We start from the raw sequence: 20,357 nt of genomic DNA, 5'->3' as shown, positions 1-20,357 counted from the left end.
GCGTGCGACCGGTGTTCAACTTCTTCGAGGAACTCTTCGCGCCGGGCCGTAAGCATGCCGCCGAGGAGCAGAAACGGCTGGAGCTGAGCCGGGTGGATCTCGGCGTCGGCGACCCGGGACGCGGGCCGATCGACCTGGCCTCCGGAAAGGTGATCGTCAGGGCGTCCGGTACGGACGACGGTCCGGGTGCGGATCATGCCGCGACGGACGGGATACCGGATCCGGACCAGGCAGCGGACGACCTCGGTGAGGCGTCCGGACCGGATACCCAGGACGCCCGCGGTCCTGGGTGAGACTCCGGCCCACGGCACCGCGCACGGGATGGGACCGCCGCAGGGCGGTGCGTAAGGGCTGTCCCGCAATCCCTGGTGGGCGCGCGGCGACAGCCCTTACGACCTGGGGGCCGATAGGGAGCGGGCTCGCGCCGCCCTGCGACTCCGCTTGCCGCGTTGTCGTCGGTCATCGATGCGCCGCATCGGCTCTCTCCTCCGCCTTGCAATCGAAGCCGCACGACGACGCTCCCTGATCCACTCCCTATCGCCCCCCAGGTCGTTACTCAACTCACCCGGCGCTGCCCAGGGTCGGCAGGGGCATGATGAGGTCGAAGTACATGCCGAAGGAGATCGCCAGGCCGAGGACACCGAGCGCGATACCGGCGGTCGCGACGGCACGCACCCAGAGGGGCTGCGGGTGCGGGGAGGGCGCGCCGAAGGCCGGGCGGACCAGGGCGAAGAGGCCGACCAGCAGGGCGAGCAGGGCGAAGAGGCCGTTGACCAGCGCCGTTGAGTGCCAGGCATCGCCGTAGATCTCGGAGATCTGCTGGGCCGCGGTGCCACCGCTCGAGCTCTTGATCTGCCCGATCAGGGTCTCGCGCTCGGCGGCTATCTTGCCGGCCCAGGACCCGCTGAGCGCGACGACGCCAAGACCGGCTGCGGCCACGGCCGCGGCGGCCGAGCCGAGGCCGGACGTCCCCTTGCCGGAGTCCTCGAAATCGGTGTCCGTGAAGTCGACATCCAGGTCGGGGTCCTGATCGGAGCCGGAGGCGGAACCCGCGTCGTCGGCCCCCGCGGGATCTCCCTCGGCTTCGGCCGCTCCCTTGTCGAGGCTGTACGTCGCGTCCGCGGCCGCGGTCTGCTCGGCCGCGTTCTCGTCCGCCACGTTCTCGTCGCCTGCGTTCTCGTCGGCCGCGTTCTCCTCGGCCCCGGTCTCCTCAGCGTCGAGAACAGCAGGAGCGACGGGGCCGGTGGGATCGGTGGGGTTCTTGGGAGTTCCGGGGTTCATGTCCCGCACGCTAGGCGGCCCAGATGAGAACCTTCTTAAGACCGGCCGGCCCGTCCCTCCTCCGCCGTCCTCAAGCCTTCCGCGCCCGCCACTCCCGGGCCAGTACGGACCAGATCTCCGAGTCGTGCCGCTCGCCGCGGTACAGGTAGTTCTCGCGCAGCACCCCGTCGCGTGTCATGCCGAGCCGCTTGGCCACGGCGGTGCTCCGGGTGTTCGCTGCGGACGCGTCCCACTCCACGCGGTGCATGCCGCGCTCGTGGACCGCCCAGTCGATCAGCTTCCGTGCCGCCCGGGTGACCAGACCACGCCCCTCCCCCGCCGGCTCCAGCCAGCAGCCGACCTCGCAGTTCCCGGACTCCGTGTCGAAGATCCGGAACATGACACCGCCGACGAGCGTGCCGTCCAGCCAGATGCCGTAGAGCCGCCCTGTGTCGGCCGCCTGCTTCTCCGCGTACCGCCGGAGCAGGGCGCGCGCCGAGTCCAGGTCGGTGGCGAACGAGGCGAACGGGATCCAGGGGTCGACGATCTCGCGGGCCCGGTCCATATGGGCGAGGAACTCCTCCGCCTGCCAGATCTCCAGCGGACGCAGTTCCGCTCCGTCGTCGCCCAGGGATATCGCGAACATCAGGCTCCTTCTCGAACCGCTTCCGCCGCTTGCACGGCGTGCTCCACTTCTGCTGACTGCACTGCCTGCGGGATCTTCGCATGCGACGCGCGGCACTCGGGTGGCTCGATGCTGATCCGCGGCAGCCACCGGTCCAGTCGGCGCGGCAGCCACCAGTTCGCTCCGCCCAGCAGATGCATCAGGGCGGGGACCAGCAGCGTACGGAGAACGAAGGCATCGAGGGCGACCGCCGCGGCGAGCGCGATGCCGAACATGGCGATGACCCGGTCCCCGCTGAGAACGAACGCGAGGAAGACCGAAATCATGATCACGGCCGCGGAGTTGATCACGCGACTGGTATCCGCGAGGCCGACCCGGACCGCCCGCCGGTTGTCACCGGTCTCCAGCCACTCCTCGTGCATCCGCCCGACCAGGAACACCTGGTAGTCCATGGAGAGCCCGAAGAGCACGGACACCATGATGACCGGCAGGAACGGTTCGATGGGCCCCGCGCTGCCCAGCCCCAGCAGCTCGCTCCCCCACCCCCACTGGAAGATCGCGACGACGACTCCGAACGAGGCGGCGACCGCGGCCACATTCATCACGGCGGCCTTCAGCGGAATGGCGATCGACCGGAAGGCCAGCAGCAGAAGCAGACAGCCGAGCCCTATGACGACGCCGATGAAGAGCGGGAGTTTGCCGATGATGATCTGGGCGAAGTCGTCGTAGCTGGCCGTCACCCCGCCCACATGGGCCTGGAGCGAGGTGTTCGCCTCGGCCTGCGGGAGGACGTCCGTACGCAACCGGTCGACGAGCGCGCTGGTCTCCTGCGACTGCGGTGACGACTTCGGTACGACGGTGATGAAGGCCGCACTGCCACTGTTGTTGTACGTGACCGGGCTGACCGAGGCCACGCCGTCGGTGCTCCGCAGGGCGGCGGGAAGGCTGTCCATCGCGAGCCGGTCGTCCGCGCCGTCGAGCTGCGCGGCGATCGTCAGCGGGCCGTTGACGCCGGGCCCGAATCCTTCGGCCAGCAGGTCGTACGCCTGCCGGGTGGTCGACGAGGAGGGGTTGTTGCCCTGGTCGGCGGTGCCCAGATGCAGGGAGAACGTGGGCAGCGCGAGGACCACCATCACCACGGCGGCGAGTGCCCCGAGCAGCTTGGGGTGGCGTTCGACGAACGCTGACCAACGGGCGGCGAAGCCGGTGGGCAGTTCGGGCTGCGGCCCGTACTCGGCGAGATTTCTGCGCTCGCGCCGGCTCAGCGCCCGCATGCCGATGAAGGACAGCAGGGCGGGCAGCAGGGTCACGGACGCGGCCACGGTCAGGACGACGGTGAGCGAGGCGGCGATCGCGACGCCATTGAGGAACCCGAGTTGCAGGAGCAGCATGCCGAGCAGCGCTATACAGACGGTGGCTCCGGCGAAGACGACGGCCCGCCCGGTCGTCGCGACGGCGTTCTGCGCCGCCTCGGTGACCGTCATGCCTCTGCGCAGTCCTGTGCGGTGCCGGGTGACGATGAACAGCGCGTAGTCGATGCCGACGCCGAGGCCTATCAGCATGCCCAGCATGGGGGCGAAGTTGGCGACGGTCATCACATGGCCCAGCAGCACGGTGCCCGCGTACGCCGTGCCGACGGAGACGAGAGCGGTGGCGATGGGCAGCATGCTGGCGGCCAGCGAGCCGAAGGCGAGGAACAGGACGACCGCTGCGACGACGACCCCGATGGCCTCGCTGAAGCGGACGGACGGCGCTTCGGTGAGGGCGATGGCCGAGCCGCCCAGTTCCACCTGGAGATGGTCGCCGGCGGCAGCCTTCGCGGTGTCGACGACCGCCTGGGCCTGCTCCACCGGGATGTCGTCGGACTGGTGGTCGAAGGTGATCGTGGCGTAGGCGGTGTGTCCGTCCTCGCTGATCTGCCCGGCGCCGGACGCCCCGTACGGTCCGGTGACGGCGCTGACACCGGGCAGTTCCTCGACCGCGTGCAGGGTCCGGGTCATCGTCTGCTGGACATCGGCGGCCCGCACGGTGGAGTCGGCGGTGTGCCAGACGATGGTGTCCGTGTCACCGCCGAGGTCCGTGAAGCCGTTCTTGAGGAGCTCGGCGGCCTGGCCGGACTCCGTACCGGGCACCTCGTAGTCGTTGGAATAGGCAGAACCCGCGAAACCCGCCGCGGTGGCTGCGCCGCCAAGGGCGAAGAGCCATATGAGGACGGCGACGAGGCGGTGCCTGATGCACCAGCGGGCTATGGCAGCCAACGGACGTGCTCCCTGAGGGTTCGCGGTTCTTTACCGGTTCAAAACATGAATGACCCGCAAAGAACACATGACCTGAGAACAGCCACTCTCGCAGCCAGTAATGATCCTTTGTCCCTTTCGTGGCTTTAATCACAAAGGTGGCAGAGATCACCACGGCCCGCGGGCCGCCTCACCACGTCAGCCGGAGACGCTCGCCCGGCCGTTCTCGATGTGCCCCATCAGCCGGCGCCGGAAGGCATCGTCCCCGTCGACGGTGACGGCCAGGTCGTACCAGCCGTGTGCGTCGGCCGCCGAGTGCACGACTGTACGGCTGCGTCCCGGCTTGACCTTGACGGTCCTGGTCCAGTCCCGCAGATCGGCCTCGTCGACGTAGCCCAGGGGCCGCACGGTGAAGGTGAGTGTCGTGCGCCCCGTGTTGCGCAGGGTGAGATGCAGATCGCGCTCATGCGCGTCGATCCGCGAGGCGACCTCCGCCCCAGCCGAAACACCGTCCTTCGCGGGACCGGCGAACTCGCGCCGGAAGCCGTTCGGCCCCGTCACCGTGAACCGGTACGCCGCACCGGTGAGGGGCACCGTCCATTGCGCCGTGCCCTTCACATCGCGGTGCTGCGGTACGGGGAACTCCCCCGCGTACGGATACAGCGCGAAATGCGCGGACGAGCGCCCTGTGTTGCTGAGGGCCAGCTGCACCGCCCCGTCCACCAGCTTCGCCTGGGCGTCCGGCTGGTACGGCAGCGCACGGGCCGGGCGTGTCCCCGGCTCCTGTACGGGCATGTGCTGCACGAGCGGCGGCTTCGGCGCCCAGCGTCCGCTGAACGGCGGAATGGCGCCCGGCTGTTCCACGTCGGGCCGGCGCCGCGCGTGCCCGAAGTCGAAGGCCGAGGTCAGATCGCCGGTGACGGTGCGCCGCCAGTCGCCGATGTTCGGTTCCTTCACGCCGGTCCAGCGCTCCAGGAAGCGGACCACGGAGGTGTGGTCGAAGACCTCGGAGCAGACGTAGCCACCCACGGTCCACGGCGACACCACGAGCAGCGGCACCCGCATCCCGAGACCGGTGGGCTTGCCCTCCCACCGCTCCTCGGCAACCTCGGGCGGCGCGACCGGCGGCGGCACGTGGTCGAAGAAGCCGTCGTTCTCGTCGTAGTTGATGAGGACGGCGGTGTGCCGCCACACATCGGGGTGCTTGCCCAGCGCGTCCAGGACCTTGTAGACGATCGTCGCGCTGTGGATCGGTGAGGAGACGCTCGGGTGCTCGGAGTCGACGGCCGACGGCACCAGATAGGAGACCTCGGGCAGCGTGCCGGCCGCCACGTCCTTGGCGAACTCGTCGGCCAGCGTTCCGGTCTCCACCCGGCGCAGCCCACGCTCGAAGAGGCTGCGTTCGGTCTTGTCCAGGGTGGCGACACCCTCTTCGAGCAGGCCGAACAGCCGCTGCCGCTGCGTGGCGTCCGCGTTTCGTATCGCCGAGTAGAACGACTCCATGTACGTATGGCCGCCGGTCTTCGCCAGCGCCTTGCGGGCTATCGCCTTGAAGGTGGCGAAGAACTCGATCTGGTTGTCGGTGAAGTTCTCCCACTCGGTGTACGTGCGCCAGCTGCGCCCGGCCTTCTCCAGCCGCTCCGCGTACGTGCTCCAGTCGTACCCGGGGTGTCTGCCCTCGTTGTACGCGTCGTTCCCGACGGCCCGCTTGCCGTTCGCCTCGTTGCCCGTCTTCCCGCTCCACAGGTGGTTGCGGTTGGGGCTGGTCGAGGAGTGGATGGAGGAGTGGTAGGCGTCACAGACCGTGAAGGTGTCGGCCAGTTCATAGTGCAGCGGGATGTCGCGACGGTCGTAGTACGCCATGGTGGCGGCCGTCTTGGCGGTCACCCAGCCGTTCATCCACCCTCCGGCCCATGCCTTGCCGCCACCGTTCCAGGAGTGGTCGAGCTCGCCGATGTACTGGAGGTCCTTCTTCTGCGTCTCGGCGGCGTCCCGCACCGGGAACGGCAGCACGGAGGTGCCGAGCGGGGCGGGCTGCTCGAAGACCGGCTTGCCGGAGGGCAGTTCGACGGCGTTGCGGTCGCCGAAGCCGCGTACTCCCCGGAGCGTCCCGAAGTAATGGTCGAAGGAACGGTTCTCCTGCATCAGGATCACCACGTGCTTGATGGCTCCGAGCCCGCCACCACCGGACCCCGGCGAGTGCGCCGGCTGTGCGGCGATCGCGGCCTGCAGCGACGGCGGGAGCAGCGACCCCGCCGCTGCGACACCGAGTGCGCCGCCGCCGAGCGCGAAGAGCCGTCGCCGTGAAATGTCCGTGGTCAAGTGAGCCTCCCAAGTCCTGTGGTATGGCCCGGAATCTAATCAAGCCAGGTGGCGCGGGGAAGGAATTCGTGCGGCTCGGTGGTGAACGTCCGACAGGTCGTCCCGAATAGTCCGACCGCTCGGTGTTCGGCGGACCCTGAGCTCTCGGGATGGGTGAAGGGGCGGTGCACCCGGCTCACGGGTGCACCGCCCCTTCAGGGACATACGGGAACCGCCCACGCACAGGACGGCAGGCCTCTCCGGGATCAGCCCTCGACGCCGAGCTTCTCCAGGATCAGCTCGCGCACGCGGGCCGCGTCCGCCTGGCCTCGGGTGGCCTTCATGACCGCGCCGACGAGCGCGCCCGCCGCCGCGATCTTGCCGCCGCGGATCTTGTCCGCGATGGCCGCGTTGGCGGCGATGGCCTCGTCCACGGCCGTGCCCAGCGCGCCCTCGTCGGAGACGACCTTCAGGCCGCGCTTCTCGACGACGGTGTCCGGGGCGCCCTCGCCCGCGAGGACGCCCTCGATGACCTGGCGTGCCAGCTTGTCGTTGAGGTCGCCCGAGGTGACGAGTTCGGCCACCCTGGCGACCTGCGCCGGGGTGATCGGCAGCTCGTCGAGGCCGCGGCCTGTCTCGTTGGCGTTACGGGCCAGCTCGCCCATCCACCACTTGCGGGCCTGGTCCGAGGGGGCGCCCGCGTCGGTCGTGGCGACGATCAGGTCGACCGCACCGGCGTTGAGGATGGACTGCATGTCGTGCTCGGAGACGCCCCACTCCTCCTTCAGCCGGTTGCGACGCAGCCGCGGCAGCTCGGGGAGGCCCTTGCGGAGCTCCTCGACCCACTCGCGGGCCGGGGCGACCGGAACCAGGTCGGGCTCGGGGAAGTAGCGGTAGTCCTCGGCGTTGTCCTTGATGCGGCCGGCCGTGGTCGAGCCGTCCTCCTCGTGGAAGTGCCGGGTCTCCTGCACGACCGTGCCGCCCGAGCTCAGCACCGCGGCGTGGCGCTGGATCTCGAAGCGGGCGGCGCGCTCGACGGAACGCAGCGAGTTCACGTTCTTCGTCTCGGAGCGCGTACCGAACGTCTCGGTGCCGTTGGGGCGCAGCGACAGGTTGACGTCGCAGCGCATCTGGCCCATCTCCATCCGGGCCTCCGACACACCGAGCGCCTTGATGAGCTCGCGGAGCTCGGCGACGTACGCCTTGGCGACCTCGGGGGCACGCGCGCCCGCTCCCTCGATCGGCTTGGTGACGATCTCGATGAGCGGGATGCCCGCACGGTTGTAGTCGAGCAGGGAGTGGGACGCGCCCTGGATACGGCCGGTGGCGCCGCCGACGTGGGTCGACTTGCCGGTGTCCTCCTCCATGTGGGCGCGCTCGATCTGCACCCGGAAGATCTCCCCGTCCTCCAGCTGGACGTCCAGATAGCCGTTGTAGGCGATCGGCTCGTCGTACTGGGAGGTCTGGAAGTTCTTCGGCATGTCCGGATAGAAGTAGTTCTTCCGGGCGAAGCGGCACCACTCGGCGATCTCGCAGTTCAGCGCGAGGCCGATCTTGACGGCGGACTCGACGCCGATCTCGTTGACGACGGGCAGCGCGCCGGGCAGGCCGAGACAGACCGGGCAGGTCTGTGAGTTGGCGTCCTGCTTGAGCTCGGTCGAGCAGCCGCAGAACATCTTGGTCTTGGTGCCGAGCTCGACATGGACCTCCAGGCCCATGACGGGGTCGTAGGACGCGAGCGCGTCCTCGTACGACACCAGGTCGGTGACAGTCACGGTGAAACTTCCCTCTCAGCCCAGCAGTACGTCGTCATCGCCGATGCGCTTGAGTTCGCGCAGCAGCAGGGCGATACCAGTGGCGATGGCGGCGGCGGAGACAACGGCGTCGACCAGTCGGAGCGTGTCGTGTTCGCAGCGGGCCTTCTTGGCCTGCTTGGCGACGCCGATGGCCCCGAAGGCGGTGGTGCCGATGGACAGGTACGTACCGGTCTTGGACTTCTTGAAGCCCTTGGCCTTGGTCAGTGCGCTCACAGCGACGGAGCCTCCTCCAGCAGCGGGTGGCCCCACTTTTCCACGAAGGCGGCCTCGACGGCGGCTCCGACCTTGTACAGCCGGTCGTCCTTCATGGCGGGGGCGATGATCTGCAGTCCGACCGGCAGGCCGTCCTCCGGGGCCAGGCCGCAGGGCAGCGACATGGCGGAGTTGCCGGCGAGGTTGGTCGGAATGGTGCACAGGTCCGCGAGGTACATCGCCATCGGGTCGTCGGCGCGCTCGCCGATCGGGAAGGCGGTGGTCGGCGTCGTCGGGGAGACGATGACGTCGACCTGCTCGAAGGCCTTCTCGAAGTCCTGGGTGATGAGGGTGCGGACCTTCTGCGCCGAGCCGTAGTACGCGTCGTAGTAGCCGGAGCTGAGGGCGTACGTACCGAGGATGACGCGGCGCTTGACCTCGTCGCCGAAGCCGGCCTCGCGGGTGAGCGCGGTGACGTCCTCGGCGGACTTCGTGCCGTCGTCGCCGACCCGCAGGCCGTAACGCATGGCGTCGAAGCGGGCCAGGTTGGAGGAGCACTCGGACGGCGCGATCAGGTAGTACGCCGACAGGGCCAGGTCGAACGACGGGCAGTCCAGCTCGACGATCGTGGCACCGAGCGACTTCAGCAGCTCGACCGACTCGTTGAAGCGCTGGACGACACCGGGCTGGTAGCCCTCACCGGCGAACTGCTTGACGACACCGACGCGCATGCCGTCGACGCTGCCGTTGCGCGCGGCCTCGACGACCGGCGGGACCGGGGCGTCGATGGACGTCGAGTCGAGCGGGTCGTGCCCGGCGATCACCTCGTGCAGCAGGGCCGCGTCCAGGACGGTACGGGCGCAGGGCCCGCCCTGGTCCAGGGAGCTGGAGAACGCCACCATGCCGTAGCGGGAGACGCCGCCGTAGGTGGGCTTGACGCCGACGGTTCCGGTGACGGCCGCGGGCTGGCGGATGGAACCGCCGGTGTCCGTGCCGATGGCGAGCGGGGCCTCGTACGACGCGAGCGCGGCCGAGGAGCCGCCGCCGGAGCCGCCCGGGATACGGGTGAGATCCCACGGGTTGCCGGTCGGGCCGTAGGCGCTGTTCTCGGTGGAGGACCCCATGGCGAACTCGTCCATGTTGGTCTTGCCGAGGATGACGACGTCGGCGGCCTTCAGCTTCTTGGTGAGAGTCGCGTCGTACGGCGGGATCCAGCCTTCGAGGATCTTGGAGCCGACGGTGGTCGGCATGCCCTCGGTGGTGAAGATGTCCTTCAGCGCGAGCGGGACACCGGCCAGCGGTCCGAGCTTCTCGCCGGCCGCCTTCTTGGCGTCGATGGCACGGGCCTGCGCGAGCGCGCCCTCGCGGTCGATGTGGAGGAAGGCGTGGACCTTCTCGTCGACCGCGTCGATCCGGGCCAGGTGGGCCTCGGTGACCTCGACGGCCGTGAACTCGCCGGCCGCGATCTTCGCGGCGATCTCGGCTGCGGTGAGCTTGATGATGGTGCTGTTGTCCGTCATGGCTGTTAGTCCTCCCCCAGGATCTGCGGCACCTTGAAACGCTGCTGCTCCTGGGCCGGGGCGCCGGAGAGCGCCTGCTCGGGGGTGAGCGACGGACGGACCTCGTCCGCGCGCATGACGTTGGTCAGCGGCAGCGGGTGGGAGGTCGGCGGTACGTCTTGGTCGGCGACCTCGGAGACGCGGGCGACCGCGCCGATGATGTCGTCGAGCTGACCGGCGAAGTGATCGAGCTCTTCGCCCTTCAGTTCCAGACGTGCCAGCCGGGCGAGGTGGGCGACCTCCTCGCGCGTGATGCCAGGCATGCAGCGATCCTCAGGGGTTGGTGTGTGGTTTTGGCCCAATCCTATGGTGTCGCCCACAGCCACTCCCGCCACCCGGGCGAACACCCTGGTCAGATCCGGTTTCAAGCCCGTCCGGCGGTCGACGGCGGAGCGGGCACCGGACGCCCCCGGTGCCCACACGCCGCACCCCCGCGTTCACGTCGTCGCGGACCGCGACTCGGCCGACCGCCCGGACGTCCGCTGCTCCAGCTCGGGCGTCGCACCGGCTGCCGCCGCGGCCGCCAGCTCCGCCGGCCGCCGCCACCCGTGCTCTCCCCGCGCCCGCAGCCAGGCCGTCGTCTCCTGCGGCGGCATCGCGGCGGCGACCAGCCACCCCTGCACCGCATCGCACCGCAGATCCCGCAGCCGCTCCCAGGTCTCGTCGTCCTCGACCCCTTCCGCGACGACCAGCAGGCCGAGCGAGTGGGCCAGGTCGATCGTGCAGCGGACGATCTCCGCGTCCTCGTTGTCGACGGCCAGACGGGCCACGAACGACCGGTCGATCTTCAGCTCGCTGACCGGCAGCCGGCGTAGATGGACCAGCGAGGAGTACCCCGTACCGAAGTCGTCGAGGGACATCTTCACGCCGTGTCCGGCGAGTCCGGCGAGGGTGTCTGCGGCGCGCTGCGGGTCCTCCAGCAGTACGTGTTCCGTTATTTCCAGTTGCAGCGCCCCGGCCGGGACGCCGTGCCGGGCGAGCCGGGCCGCGACGCCGCCCGCGAATCCGGGGGTGTGGACGTCGCGCGGGGAGACGTTGACCGCGACCGGGACGAACAGCCCCTGCGCCCGCCACCGGGCGACCTGGGCCAGCGCCGTCTCCAGGACGTACTCCGTGAGGTGCGGCATCAGGCCGGACGACTCGGCGATGGCGATGAACTCGTCCGGAGGGACCCGCCCGCGTTCCGGATGCACCCAGCGCACCAGCGCTTCGAGGCCGGCCACCTGGCCGTCGAAGCGGACCTTCGGCTGGTAGTGGAGCTCCACCTCGCCGGCGTCCAGCGCACGCCGCAGATCGCCCAGGAGCCCGAGCCGGTCCGGAGTGTTGCTGTCCCGCTTCGACTCGTACACCTCGACGCCCGTACGGTCGCGCTTGGCCTGGTACATCGCCACGTCCGCACGCCTGAGCAGCCCTTCGGCGTCCAGTGCGTGGTCCGGGTAGACGGCGACCCCGGCACTCGCCTCCAGCACCAGGGTCAGACCGTCCAGGTCCAGCGGGGAGGACAGCTCGGCGACCAGATGGCGGGCGACCCGCTGGGCACTGGTGGCGGAGTCGGCGGTCGGCAGGAGCACGGCGAATTCGTCACCACCGAGCCGCGCGGCCTCCGTTCCTCGCGGGAGCGCGAGTCTGAGACGTTCCGCTATCTGCAGCAGCAGCCGGTCCCCCGCCAGATGACCGAGGGTGTCGTTGACCGCACGGAAACGGTCGAGGTCGATCAGGACGAGAGCGGACCTGGCGCCGATGGACTCGGCGTCCTCCAGGGCCGTCCAGGTGCGTTCCAGCAGCCACTGCCGGTTGGGCAGTCCGGTCAGCGGGTCACGCAGCTGCTCCTCGGCCCGGGCGCGGGCGATCCGGAGGGTGGAGTCCAGGGCGATCAACGGGACCGCGAAGAGCGGCAGGAGTACGGGCATGGCCATCGCGACGACGCAGATCAGCGGCGCGATGCCGAGCAGGGCCACCGCGACGAGGCCCTGGCGCAGCAGGGCGGTGCGGGCGACGGTCGGCAGCCCGCAGCCCTGGGGCGCCCGTGTGTACCACAGCAGGACCCTGGTCACCACAAGATAGGTGGCGGCGGCCAGGAGGACTTCCGGCACGGTGGCGATGCCCCAGTCGAGTGGCTGCCAGGGCGACTCGACGGTCTGCGCCTCACCGAACGCGGCGAGCACCAGGGCTGCCGCGCCGATCCCCAGGATGTCCACCGCGCCGTGCAACAGCCCCTGCCACCACCGGTGTCTGCGGACCGCGCCGACGAGGACGACGACGACCAGGCTGACCAGACCGGCGGGCACCCAGCCGTAGAGGAGCAGCACGGCAAGGGTGAGGGCGGACCCGGAACCGGTGCCGCCCCACCAGCGGTCGCGTCCGAGTGTGACCAGATGGCCGACGATGATTCCGGTGAGGACGGCGAGGGACCAGCCGACCCTGCCGTCGGGGAAGAGTGCGTGTCCTTCGCTCACGGTCCGGTAGAAACCGGTCGCGAGCTGGACAACGGCGATCGCCACGATGACGGCACCCACTTTGGGCATATGGCCGACGAAACCTTGCAGCCGCAACACCGGTGCGGCGCTCTCGGTCGGTTTCATTCCGTCCCTCTCACAGCCGGCGGTGCCGATGTGGACCGATGGTTCGGCTCCATGCCGCCACGACCCGATTTCCCACCCCGTGGCCGGGCACGGCAGGTGCATATCTCAACAGTAGGCCGCAGAAGGCTTCTACGGGCAGCGCTCTACAGCTCTTGCCCGAATGCAGACCGACCGTCCGTCAGCATCTGGTATGCGCTGATCGGGTGAACCCGGCCCCCGAAGACAACCCTTTTCGCGTTCGCCCCTCTACACCCTTTCCGCACCGTCTTGTTCGCCGCTCGCCCACCGATCGGCCCCATGCCGGGACTGTCCGACGGGGAATCGTCCTATTCCGTCGGCTCTGCGACGGAGCTGCCCTGTTCCGTCGGCTCTGCGACGGGTACCGCCGCCTCGCGTGCTGCGTCCGGACCCTGTTCGAGCAGTACGGCGAAGCCGTCCTCGTCCAGCACGGGCACCTTCAGCTGCATCGCCTTGTCGTACTTCGAGCCGGGGTTTTCGCCGACGACCACGAAGGAGGTCTTCTTCGAGACGGAACCCGTGACCTTCGCCCCCCGGCTCTGGAGCGCCTCTTTCGCGCCGTCCCTGGTGTGCCCGGCCAGCGTGCCGGTGACGACGACGGTGAGTCCTTCGAGCGGGCGCGGTCCCACTTCCTCCCCCGCCCCCTCGTCCTCCATCCGGACCCCGGCCTCCCGCCACTTGCGCAGGATCTCCCGGTGCCAGTCCTCGGCGAACCACTGCTTCACCGAGGCGGCGATGATGGGGCCGACCCCGTCGGTATCGGCGAGCTCCTGTTCGGTCGCCTCGTCGATCCGGTCGATGGAGCGGAACTGACGGGCCAGCTCCTCGGCCGCGACCGGGCCCACATGGCGGATGGAGAGACCGGTGAGGATCCGGGCCAGCGGGGCGCCCTTGGCCGCGGCGACGGCATCGAGCATGGCGAGGGCGTTCTTCTTCGGCTCGCCCTGCTGGTTGGCGAAGACCCAGGCGGTCTTCTCCTCACCGGTCTTCGGATCGCGCTTGGGCAGTCCGCTGTCCTGATCCAGGACATAGGCCCGGATCGGCAGCAACTGCTCGACGGTCAGCCCGAAGAGATCGCCCTCGTCACGCAGCGGCGGCTCGGCGGGCTCCAGCGGCTTGGTCAGGGCAGCGGCCGCGACATAGCCGAAGTGGTCGATGTCGAGGCACTTGCGCCCCGCGAGGTAGGCGAGGCGCTCGCGCAACTGCGCTGGGCAGGAACGCGCGTTGGGACAGCGGACGTCGATGTCGGCCTCCTTCATGGGCCGCAGCTCCGTACCGCATTCGGGGCAGTGCGACGGCATCACGAACGCCTGCTCGGTGCCGTCGCGCAGATCGACGACCGGGCCGAGGATCTCCGGGATCACATCGCCCGCCTTGCGGAGCACCACTGTGTCCCCGATGAGGACGCCCTTCGCCTTCACCACGTTCTGGTTGTGCAGGGTGGCGAACTCCACCTCGGAGCCCGCCACCTCGACCGGCTCGACCTGGGCGTACGGCGTGACCCGGCCGGTACGTCCGACGCCGACCCGGATGTTCACCAGCTTGGTGTTGACCTCCTCCGGCGGGTACTTCCAGGCGATCGCCCAGCGCGGGGCGCGCGAGGTGGAGCCGAGCCGGCCCTGGAGCGGGATCTCGTCGAGCTTGACGACGACGCCGTCGATCTCGTGCTCCACGGAATGCCGGTTCTCGCCGAAGTACGCGATGAACTCCCTTACCTCGTCGAGGGAACCCACCACCTTGTTGTGCCTGGCCGTGGGCAGACCCCATTCACGCAGCAGCTCGTAGGCGTGCGAGAGGCAGTCGATGTCGAAGCCCTCGCGGGCGCCGATGCCGTGCACCACCATGTGCAGCGGGCGGGTGGCGGTGACCTTCGGGTCCTTCTGGCGCAGTGAACCCGCCGCCGCGTTGCGCGGGTTGGCAAATGGCTTGTCCTCGGCCTCGACGAGCCGGGCGTTGAGCTCCTCGAAGGCCTCCATCGGGAAGAAGACCTCACCGCGGATCTCGACCAGCGCGGGAACCCGGTCACCCTTCAGCCGGTGCGGGATCTCGGCGATCGTGCGGACGTTGGGGGTGATGTCCTCGCCGGTGCGGCCGTCGCCGCGGGTCGCGGCCCGGGTCAGCCGCCCGTGCTCATAGGTGAGGTTGACCGCGAGACCGTCGACCTTCAGCTCGCACAGGAAGTGGTGGTCGGCGGAGCCGGCGTCCTTGGCGATCCGCTCGCCCCACGCCGCCAACTCCACGTCGTCGAAGGCGTTGTCCAGCGAGAGCATCCGCTCGCGGTGCTCGACGGAGGTGAATTCCGTCAGATACGGCCCCGCGACCTTCTGCGTCGGCGAATCCGGCGTGCGCAGCTGCGGATATGTCTCCTCCAGGGCCTCCAGCGCGCGCATCAGCCGGTCGAACTCGGCGTCGCTCACGACCGGCTGGTCGTTCACGTAATACCGGAAGCGGTGCTCCTCGATCTGCTCGGCGAGGAGTGCGTGCTGCTCCTGCGCCTGTGAGGGCACTGCCATCTGCTGTTCGCCGACCATCGTCCCGTCCTCCCGTTACCCGTTGCCCCGTTACTCAGGGTTGTCTGCGAGCGATCTCGCGGCCCGGGCGCAGTGGGCGAGCGCGGCGCGCGCGTACGCGGGCGAGGCACCCGCGAGCCCGCACGACGGGGTGATCACCACGGACTCCGTCAGAGTCCCCGGATTCAGCCCCAGCCTGCGCCACAGCGTCCTGACACCCATGACGCTACCGCCCGGGTCGGACAATCCGCCTGAGGCCGGGTCGGTGCCCGGAACCACCCCGAGGAAGAGCTGGGTGCCGCCCTCGACCGCTTCCCCGATCGCCTCTTCCTCACGCTCGGTGAGCAACGAGAAATCGAACGAGATCCCGTCGGCCCCGGCCCGGCGCAGCAGCGCGAACGGTACATCGGGCGCACAGGTGTGCACGACCGTCGCCCCCTCCCCGCCCGCCGCCAGCACATCACGCAGGGTCCCCTCCACGACCTGACGGTCCACGGCCCGATAGGTGCGGTAGCCACTCGCCGTCCTGATCTGCCCGCGCAATACGCCGGTCAGCGACGGTTCGTCGAGCTGGAGGACCACTTCCGCGCCGGGCACCCTGCGCCGTACCTCCGCGAGGTGGGCGCCCAGCCCCTCCGTGAGCGAGCCCGCCAGGTCGCGGCAGGCACCGAGATCGCCGAGCGCGGCCTCGCCGCTCCGCCGTTCCAGTGCGGCGGCCAGCGTCCAGGGCCCGACGGCCTGGACCTTGAGCGGTCCCTCGTACCCCTGGGTGAACTCCTCCAGCGCGTCGAGGTCCTCGCCGAGCCATGACCTGGCCCGGCGGGTGTCCCGTCCGGGCCGGTCGCTGATCCGCCAGCCACTGGGCTCGACATGGCCGTACAGGTCGACGAGCAGCCCGATGGTCCGCCCGATCATGTCCGCACCGGGCCCGCGGGCCGGAAGTTCCGCCAGATACGGCAGGCCCTCGCCGTCCCCGAAGGACCCGGTGACGGTCTTGGCCGCCTCCCGTGCGTCTCCCCCGGGCATGGAACCGATTCCGGTGGCCCGGCGAACCCTGAACTTGCTCTTCTCGCTCACACGGGAAGCCTACGGTCCGGGCGGCCGGGCCCGTCGCGGGACAGCCCTTAGGGAGGTCCGGCCCTCCGTGAGGCGGCCGGGACCTCCCCGGGGCGGCATCCCGCGCGACAGTCCGGCACCGGCCCTGTCCGGCAACCGGGCGCTCAGCGGCCGGGACGCACCGTGAGGTCGTTGACCTCGGCGTCGCGCGGCAGGTCGATGGCCATCAGGATCGTGGTGGCCACCGACTCCGGGTCGATCCAGCGGGAGGGGTCGTACTCCTTGCCCTCCTGCTGGTGGACCTTGGCCTGCATGGGGCTGGCGGTGCGCCCCGGATAGACGGAGGTCACCCGGACGCCGCCCGCGTGCTCCTCCTGGCGCAGCGAGTCGGCGAGCGCCTTGAGGCCGTGCTTGCTCGCGGCATACGCGCTCCACTCGGCGTGCGCGGCGAGGCCGGAGCCCGAGTTCACGAAGAGCACATGGCCCTGGGCGACCCGCAGTTGCGGCAGGAGGAGCCGGGTCAGCTCGGCGGGCGCGACCAGATTGGCGTTGAGCTGGAAGTGCCATGCCTTGGGCGTGAGTTCACCGACCTTGCCGAGCTCGACGACGCCCGCGATGTGCAGCAGCGAGTCGACCCGCTCCGGCACCGCCTGCTGAGCGAAAGCCCAGGAGAGCCGGTCCGGATTGGAGAGGTCACCGACGAGCGTACGGGCGCCGGGGTGGAGCTCGGCCAGCTCCCTCGCACGACCCGCATCACGGGCCAGCAGCACGGTCTCGTCCCCGCGTTCCAGAAGACGACGGGTGACAGCTGCGCCGATGCCGGAGCCGGCCCCGGTGATGACATGAGTGGACATGCCCCCATGATCGCACCCTGCCCGACCGCACCCCGCCGACCGGTCGCCGCAAGCGGGTCACCGCGGCCGGTCACGGCAAGCGGGTCACCGCGGCCGGTCACGGCAAGCGGCTCACCGCCCCCGCGTCACTGCAGGCCGGACCACTCCTCCAGGTGGGCCAAGGCGCCCACGCCGTCCTTCGCGAAGAACACCAGGTCGCTCAGCGGGATGGGCAGGAAGCCCTCGTCCTCCATGCGCTGGAACTGCTGGCGCAGCCCGTCGTAGAAGCCCGCCGTGTTGAGCAGGACCACCGGCTTGCCGTGCTTGCCGTGCTTCTTCAGCTCCAGGATCTCGGTCGCCTCGTCGAGCGTGCCCGTACCCCCCACCATGATCACGATCGCGTCGGCCTTCTCCAGCAGCAGCGCCTTGCGCTCGGCGAGATCACGCGCGATCACCATCTCGTCCGCGTTGGTACGGGCCTTCGCGGCCAGGAATTCGACCGATACCCCGACCAGTCGTCCGCCCGATTCCTGCACCCCGTCGGCCACGACCTTCATCAGGCCGCTCTCCGACCCTCCCCAGACCAAGGTGTGCCCGCCCCGACCGAGCAGCTCGGCGAATTCGCGGGCGGGCTGGGTGTAGTGGTCGTCGAGGTCGGCGGCGGAGAGGAAAACGCAAATGTTCATGCGGACACGGTAAGGGCCAGCACTGACGCCCCCGGGCGGACAGGCGGACATCCAGCCGACGCCGGGGAAGAAACCGGCCCGTGGCGCCGCTGTACCAGATATGACTTCCACACGAGGACACATCATCACCGTCGAACCCGGCACCGAGCATGTACGTGTGGTGCGCGACGGACAGGTGCTCGCCGAGAGCAGGCGCCCGCTCGTCCTGCGCGAGACGGGCTGCCCGGTCCGCTACTACCTGCCGCCCGAGGACGTACGCACGGAACTCCTGACGGCTTCGGACACCCATACCCACTGCCCGTTCAAGGGCGATGCCTCCTACTGGTCGCTGCTGGACGCGGCCGATCTCGTCTGGGCATATCCGGATCCCAAGCCCGAAGTCGCCGCGATCAAGGACCACTTCTGCTTCTACGACACCGAAACGGTCTCCGACTGATCGTCAAGCACCGCTGCTGCCTTTCGATTTGAAGAACCTCAAAAATTCACGACTGCGGCGATGACTTTTCCGCACCATCGCAGTCAACTTTCACACGGGTAGGACTCTCTCCCGCGACGGCACCGCGCCCTGACGGGCCAGACACGCGAACTGGCGCCCCAGGTGATGGCCCCAGTACTGGCGGATTTCTTCGCCAGGGACGTGTACGAGCGCCAGGCATCCTGAGCCCACGGTCCACCCCGCGCAGCCACGCCCGTACAGGGTCGGACGCGGCCGCGCGGGACACGTGCGGAATGACCGGCAGGGACACGGCCCGACCTCAGAGGTCGCTGATTCCGGCACCGTGAAGCTCGCCTGTCGGCGGACCCGAACCCGGACACCTCCCTGATCTGCATTTCCCGTCAGACACCGATGGCGAGCTCGAACCAGACAGTCTTGCCGCCCGGCCCGCATGCCCCTTCCCCTATGGCGCACCCTCCCCAGCGGTCGGCGACGAGTTCGAGGATGGCCATGCCCCGCCCGGCTTCGGCGTCGGGGTGCGCAGGCGGTGCATACGGCTCGGGAAGATCCGGGCTCATGTCCCACACGCTGACCCGGAGCACGGGGTGCCGCCACTGGAGCCGTACGGCGGCTGGCCCCTTGGTGTGCCGTACGGAGTTGGTAGTCAATTCGGACGTCAACAGCTCCGCGCGGTAGGTGAGTTCACCCAGCTCGTGAGCACCGAGAATGGCCCTGAGGGCAGTGCGGGCGATACGGGGGCTGCGCGGGTCGCAGGGGAAGCTGAGTTCGTAGCTCCACGGTTCGGTGAACGCGATGGGAACCGGGTGGGGGCGGATGCCGGGGGTGGGTTCAGTCCTCACGGGCACCTCCTGGGTGCGTGCGAGCAGTGACAAGTGTGAGTGCGCCACGGGCCGTCGCTGTCGAGCGGTGGCATTGCCGGTCCGGGGGCCGCCGTCCCGGGTGGGCGGGGCGGATCGGTGCGCTTCCGTTGTGACGACAGCGTGACCAGTGCGAGACATAGAGTAACCACAAACTTCCAACCCGTGAGACCACTTTCAGTCCAACGAGTTGAATTTCTGGGATGGATGGACGCGCGCATCCGGCATCGACACAATGAGCGCGACCGAGGAGAGGACACATGGCACCACGGCAGGCACCAACAGTTCGTCAACGCCGTTTCGGCACAGAGCTTCGGCGGCTGCGCGAAGCAACAGGCATGTCCGCCCCGAAGGCTGCAGAGCTGTTGGGTACCGATCGCACGACCATTTCGAACGTGGAGGCTGGTCGCTTCGGCATCAGCGAGGAGCGCCTTCGCAGGCTGGCCAGCATCTACGAATGCGACGACCCCACGCTCATCGATGCTCTTGCCACGATGACGGGTGGCCGAAGGGCAGGTTGGTGGGACGAGTATCGGGGCAAGATCCCGCCGGACTTCCTCGAAGTATCCGAACTCGAACACCACGCATCGAGTCTCCGGACGCTCCAGACCGCGCATCTCCCTGGGATGTTCCAAACCGAAGACCACGCGCGGGCTCTCTTCGATCTCTTCATCCCGGCGCTTCCTCGCTTGGAGATCGAGCTGCGTATCGCCCAGCGTCTGGCCCGCCATCAGGTACTCACGAAGAAACCCGCCATCCCGTACAACGGGCTCATCCACGAATCAGCCCTACGGATGCAAGTGGGTGGCCGTCGGGTGGCCAAGACGCAGCTCAAACGCTTGTTGGAAGAGAGCGAGCGCGACAACGTGACGCTTCTCGTGATCCCGTTCTCGATCGGCGGATTCCCCATGGCGGGGGACTCGGTGTTGTACGCAGCAGCCCACAGCCCCCACCTGGACACAGTGCAGGTGGACTCGCCCATCGGCGCCGTCTACTTCGACTCACCGACACAACTGACCAACTTCCGCAGGCGGCTGGACGCGGTCGAACAGGTGGCGTTGAATCCGACGCAGTCGCAGGACGCCATCCTGACCATTGCAAATGAGCTGTAAGAGGTGTCAGCCTTGCCCGAACTGAACTGGTTCAAGTCCTCGTTCTCCGAGGCCTCCGGCAACAATTGTGTCGAGGTCGCGGCGGTGGAGGCGGACCGCATCGCCCTCCGCGAGAGCGAGAGCCCGGCCGCTGTCATATCGACGAACCGAGCAGCGCTACGCGCCCTTGTGCGCGGAGTGAAGGCCGACAAGTCCACACTTACCTGAGGTAGGGCAAGCCCGCGTCCACCGCAGGCGCCCGCTAGGGTACCGCCC

The 20,357-nt window shown here is 69.2% G+C and carries 18 protein-coding genes and 1 pseudogene; 5 read left to right on the top strand and 14 right to left on the bottom strand.

The annotated features are described in order from the left end of the window. Window positions 1-2: 2 nt before the first annotated feature. Window positions 3-293, top strand: a complete 291-nt coding sequence (locus ACH4EW_RS11675) for a DUF6191 domain-containing protein (RefSeq protein ID WP_398254662.1) — start codon at window positions 3-5, stop codon at window positions 291-293. Window positions 294-561: 268 nt separating this feature from the next. Here the strand turns inward: ACH4EW_RS11675 and ACH4EW_RS11670 are convergent, their stop codons facing one another. The 13 genes from ACH4EW_RS11670 to ACH4EW_RS11610 all read right to left on the bottom strand — a co-directional run bounded on the left by ACH4EW_RS11670 (window position 562) and on the right by ACH4EW_RS11610 (window position 17,676). Then, window positions 562-1,281: a hypothetical protein gene (locus tag ACH4EW_RS11670; RefSeq protein ID WP_398254660.1), complete on the bottom strand. Its 720-nt coding sequence runs from the start codon at window positions 1,279-1,281 to the stop codon at window positions 562-564. A 70-nt stretch (window positions 1,282-1,351) separates the two neighbouring features. Continuing rightward, entirely contained in the window at window positions 1,352-1,906 is a 555-nt protein-coding gene (locus ACH4EW_RS11665; RefSeq protein WP_398254658.1) for a GNAT family N-acetyltransferase, read from the bottom strand. Continuing rightward, window positions 1,906-4,143, bottom strand: a complete 2,238-nt coding sequence (locus ACH4EW_RS11660) for an MMPL family transporter (RefSeq protein ID WP_398254655.1) — start codon at window positions 4,141-4,143, stop codon at window positions 1,906-1,908. Before ACH4EW_RS11660 ends, ACH4EW_RS11665 begins: the two co-directional genes overlap by 1 nt. 177 nt (window positions 4,144-4,320) lie before the next feature. Continuing rightward, entirely contained in the window at window positions 4,321-6,444 is a 2,124-nt protein-coding gene (locus ACH4EW_RS11655; RefSeq protein WP_398254653.1) for a phosphocholine-specific phospholipase C, read from the bottom strand. A gap of 245 nt (window positions 6,445-6,689) precedes the next feature. After that, window positions 6,690-8,198, bottom strand: a complete 1,509-nt coding sequence (gatB, locus tag ACH4EW_RS11650; RefSeq protein WP_398254650.1) for an Asp-tRNA(Asn)/Glu-tRNA(Gln) amidotransferase subunit GatB — start codon at window positions 8,196-8,198, stop codon at window positions 6,690-6,692. 15 nt (window positions 8,199-8,213) lie between these two features. Beyond that, the gene (locus ACH4EW_RS11645; protein WP_398254648.1) at window positions 8,214-8,453 is read right to left on the bottom strand and encodes a hypothetical protein; all 240 of its coding nucleotides are present in this window, start codon (window positions 8,451-8,453) and stop codon (window positions 8,214-8,216) included. Beyond that, a complete protein-coding gene (gatA, locus tag ACH4EW_RS11640; protein WP_398254645.1) occupies window positions 8,450-9,952 on the bottom strand; it encodes an Asp-tRNA(Asn)/Glu-tRNA(Gln) amidotransferase subunit GatA in 1,503 nt (500 codons plus the stop codon). Before gatA ends, ACH4EW_RS11645 begins: the two co-directional genes overlap by 4 nt. A 5-nt stretch (window positions 9,953-9,957) precedes the next feature. After that, on the bottom strand, window positions 9,958-10,254 hold the full coding sequence (gene gatC / locus ACH4EW_RS11635) for an Asp-tRNA(Asn)/Glu-tRNA(Gln) amidotransferase subunit GatC (RefSeq protein ID WP_015036350.1): 297 nt from the start codon (window positions 10,252-10,254) through the stop codon (window positions 9,958-9,960). Between the two features lie 174 nt (window positions 10,255-10,428). After that, window positions 10,429-12,573, bottom strand: a complete 2,145-nt coding sequence (locus ACH4EW_RS11630) for a putative bifunctional diguanylate cyclase/phosphodiesterase (RefSeq protein WP_398254642.1) — start codon at window positions 12,571-12,573, stop codon at window positions 10,429-10,431. A 326-nt stretch (window positions 12,574-12,899) separates the two neighbouring features. Then, window positions 12,900-15,122, bottom strand: a complete 2,223-nt coding sequence (gene ligA / locus ACH4EW_RS11625) for an NAD-dependent DNA ligase LigA (RefSeq protein WP_398254640.1) — start codon at window positions 15,120-15,122, stop codon at window positions 12,900-12,902. A gap of 30 nt (window positions 15,123-15,152) precedes the next feature. Beyond that, window positions 15,153-16,178: a methionine synthase gene (locus tag ACH4EW_RS11620; RefSeq protein WP_398254638.1), complete on the bottom strand. Its 1,026-nt coding sequence runs from the start codon at window positions 16,176-16,178 to the stop codon at window positions 15,153-15,155. A gap of 143 nt (window positions 16,179-16,321) precedes the next feature. Next, window positions 16,322-17,011, bottom strand: coding sequence for an SDR family oxidoreductase (locus tag ACH4EW_RS11615; RefSeq protein ID WP_398254635.1), 690 nt, complete (start codon window positions 17,009-17,011; stop codon window positions 16,322-16,324). 125 nt (window positions 17,012-17,136) lie between these two features. Beyond that, window positions 17,137-17,676, bottom strand: a complete 540-nt coding sequence (locus tag ACH4EW_RS11610; protein ID WP_398254632.1) for a TIGR00730 family Rossman fold protein — start codon at window positions 17,674-17,676, stop codon at window positions 17,137-17,139. 100 nt (window positions 17,677-17,776) lie between these two features. On the opposite strand from ACH4EW_RS11610, the gene ACH4EW_RS11605 reads away from it, so the two are divergent. Then, entirely contained in the window at window positions 17,777-18,112 is a 336-nt protein-coding gene (locus ACH4EW_RS11605) for a DUF427 domain-containing protein (RefSeq protein WP_398254629.1), read from the top strand. Between the two features lie 102 nt (window positions 18,113-18,214). After that, window positions 18,215-18,337 (top strand): annotated as a pseudogene (locus ACH4EW_RS11600) (alpha/beta hydrolase); the annotation flags it as partial. 176 nt (window positions 18,338-18,513) lie between these two features. Here the strand turns inward: ACH4EW_RS11600 and ACH4EW_RS11595 are convergent. After that, the gene (locus ACH4EW_RS11595) at window positions 18,514-18,972 is read right to left on the bottom strand and encodes an ATP-binding protein (protein WP_398254627.1); all 459 of its coding nucleotides are present in this window, start codon (window positions 18,970-18,972) and stop codon (window positions 18,514-18,516) included. A 278-nt stretch (window positions 18,973-19,250) separates the two neighbouring features. Here ACH4EW_RS11595 and ACH4EW_RS11590 point away from each other — a divergent pair, with 278 nt between their 5' ends. Beyond that, window positions 19,251-20,102, top strand: a complete 852-nt coding sequence (locus ACH4EW_RS11590) for a helix-turn-helix domain-containing protein (protein ID WP_398254624.1) — start codon at window positions 19,251-19,253, stop codon at window positions 20,100-20,102. 12 nt (window positions 20,103-20,114) lie between these two features. Further along, the gene (locus ACH4EW_RS11585; RefSeq protein WP_398254622.1) at window positions 20,115-20,309 is read left to right on the top strand and encodes a DUF397 domain-containing protein; all 195 of its coding nucleotides are present in this window, start codon (window positions 20,115-20,117) and stop codon (window positions 20,307-20,309) included. Window positions 20,310-20,357 lie beyond the last annotated feature (48 nt).

Source organism: Streptomyces sp. NPDC018000, assembly GCF_044328025.1.
Classification (GTDB): Bacteria; Actinomycetota; Actinomycetes; order Streptomycetales; family Streptomycetaceae; genus Streptomyces.
Note: the sequence above shows the minus strand (reverse complement) of the source record. Positions and strands in the feature narration are given on the sequence as shown.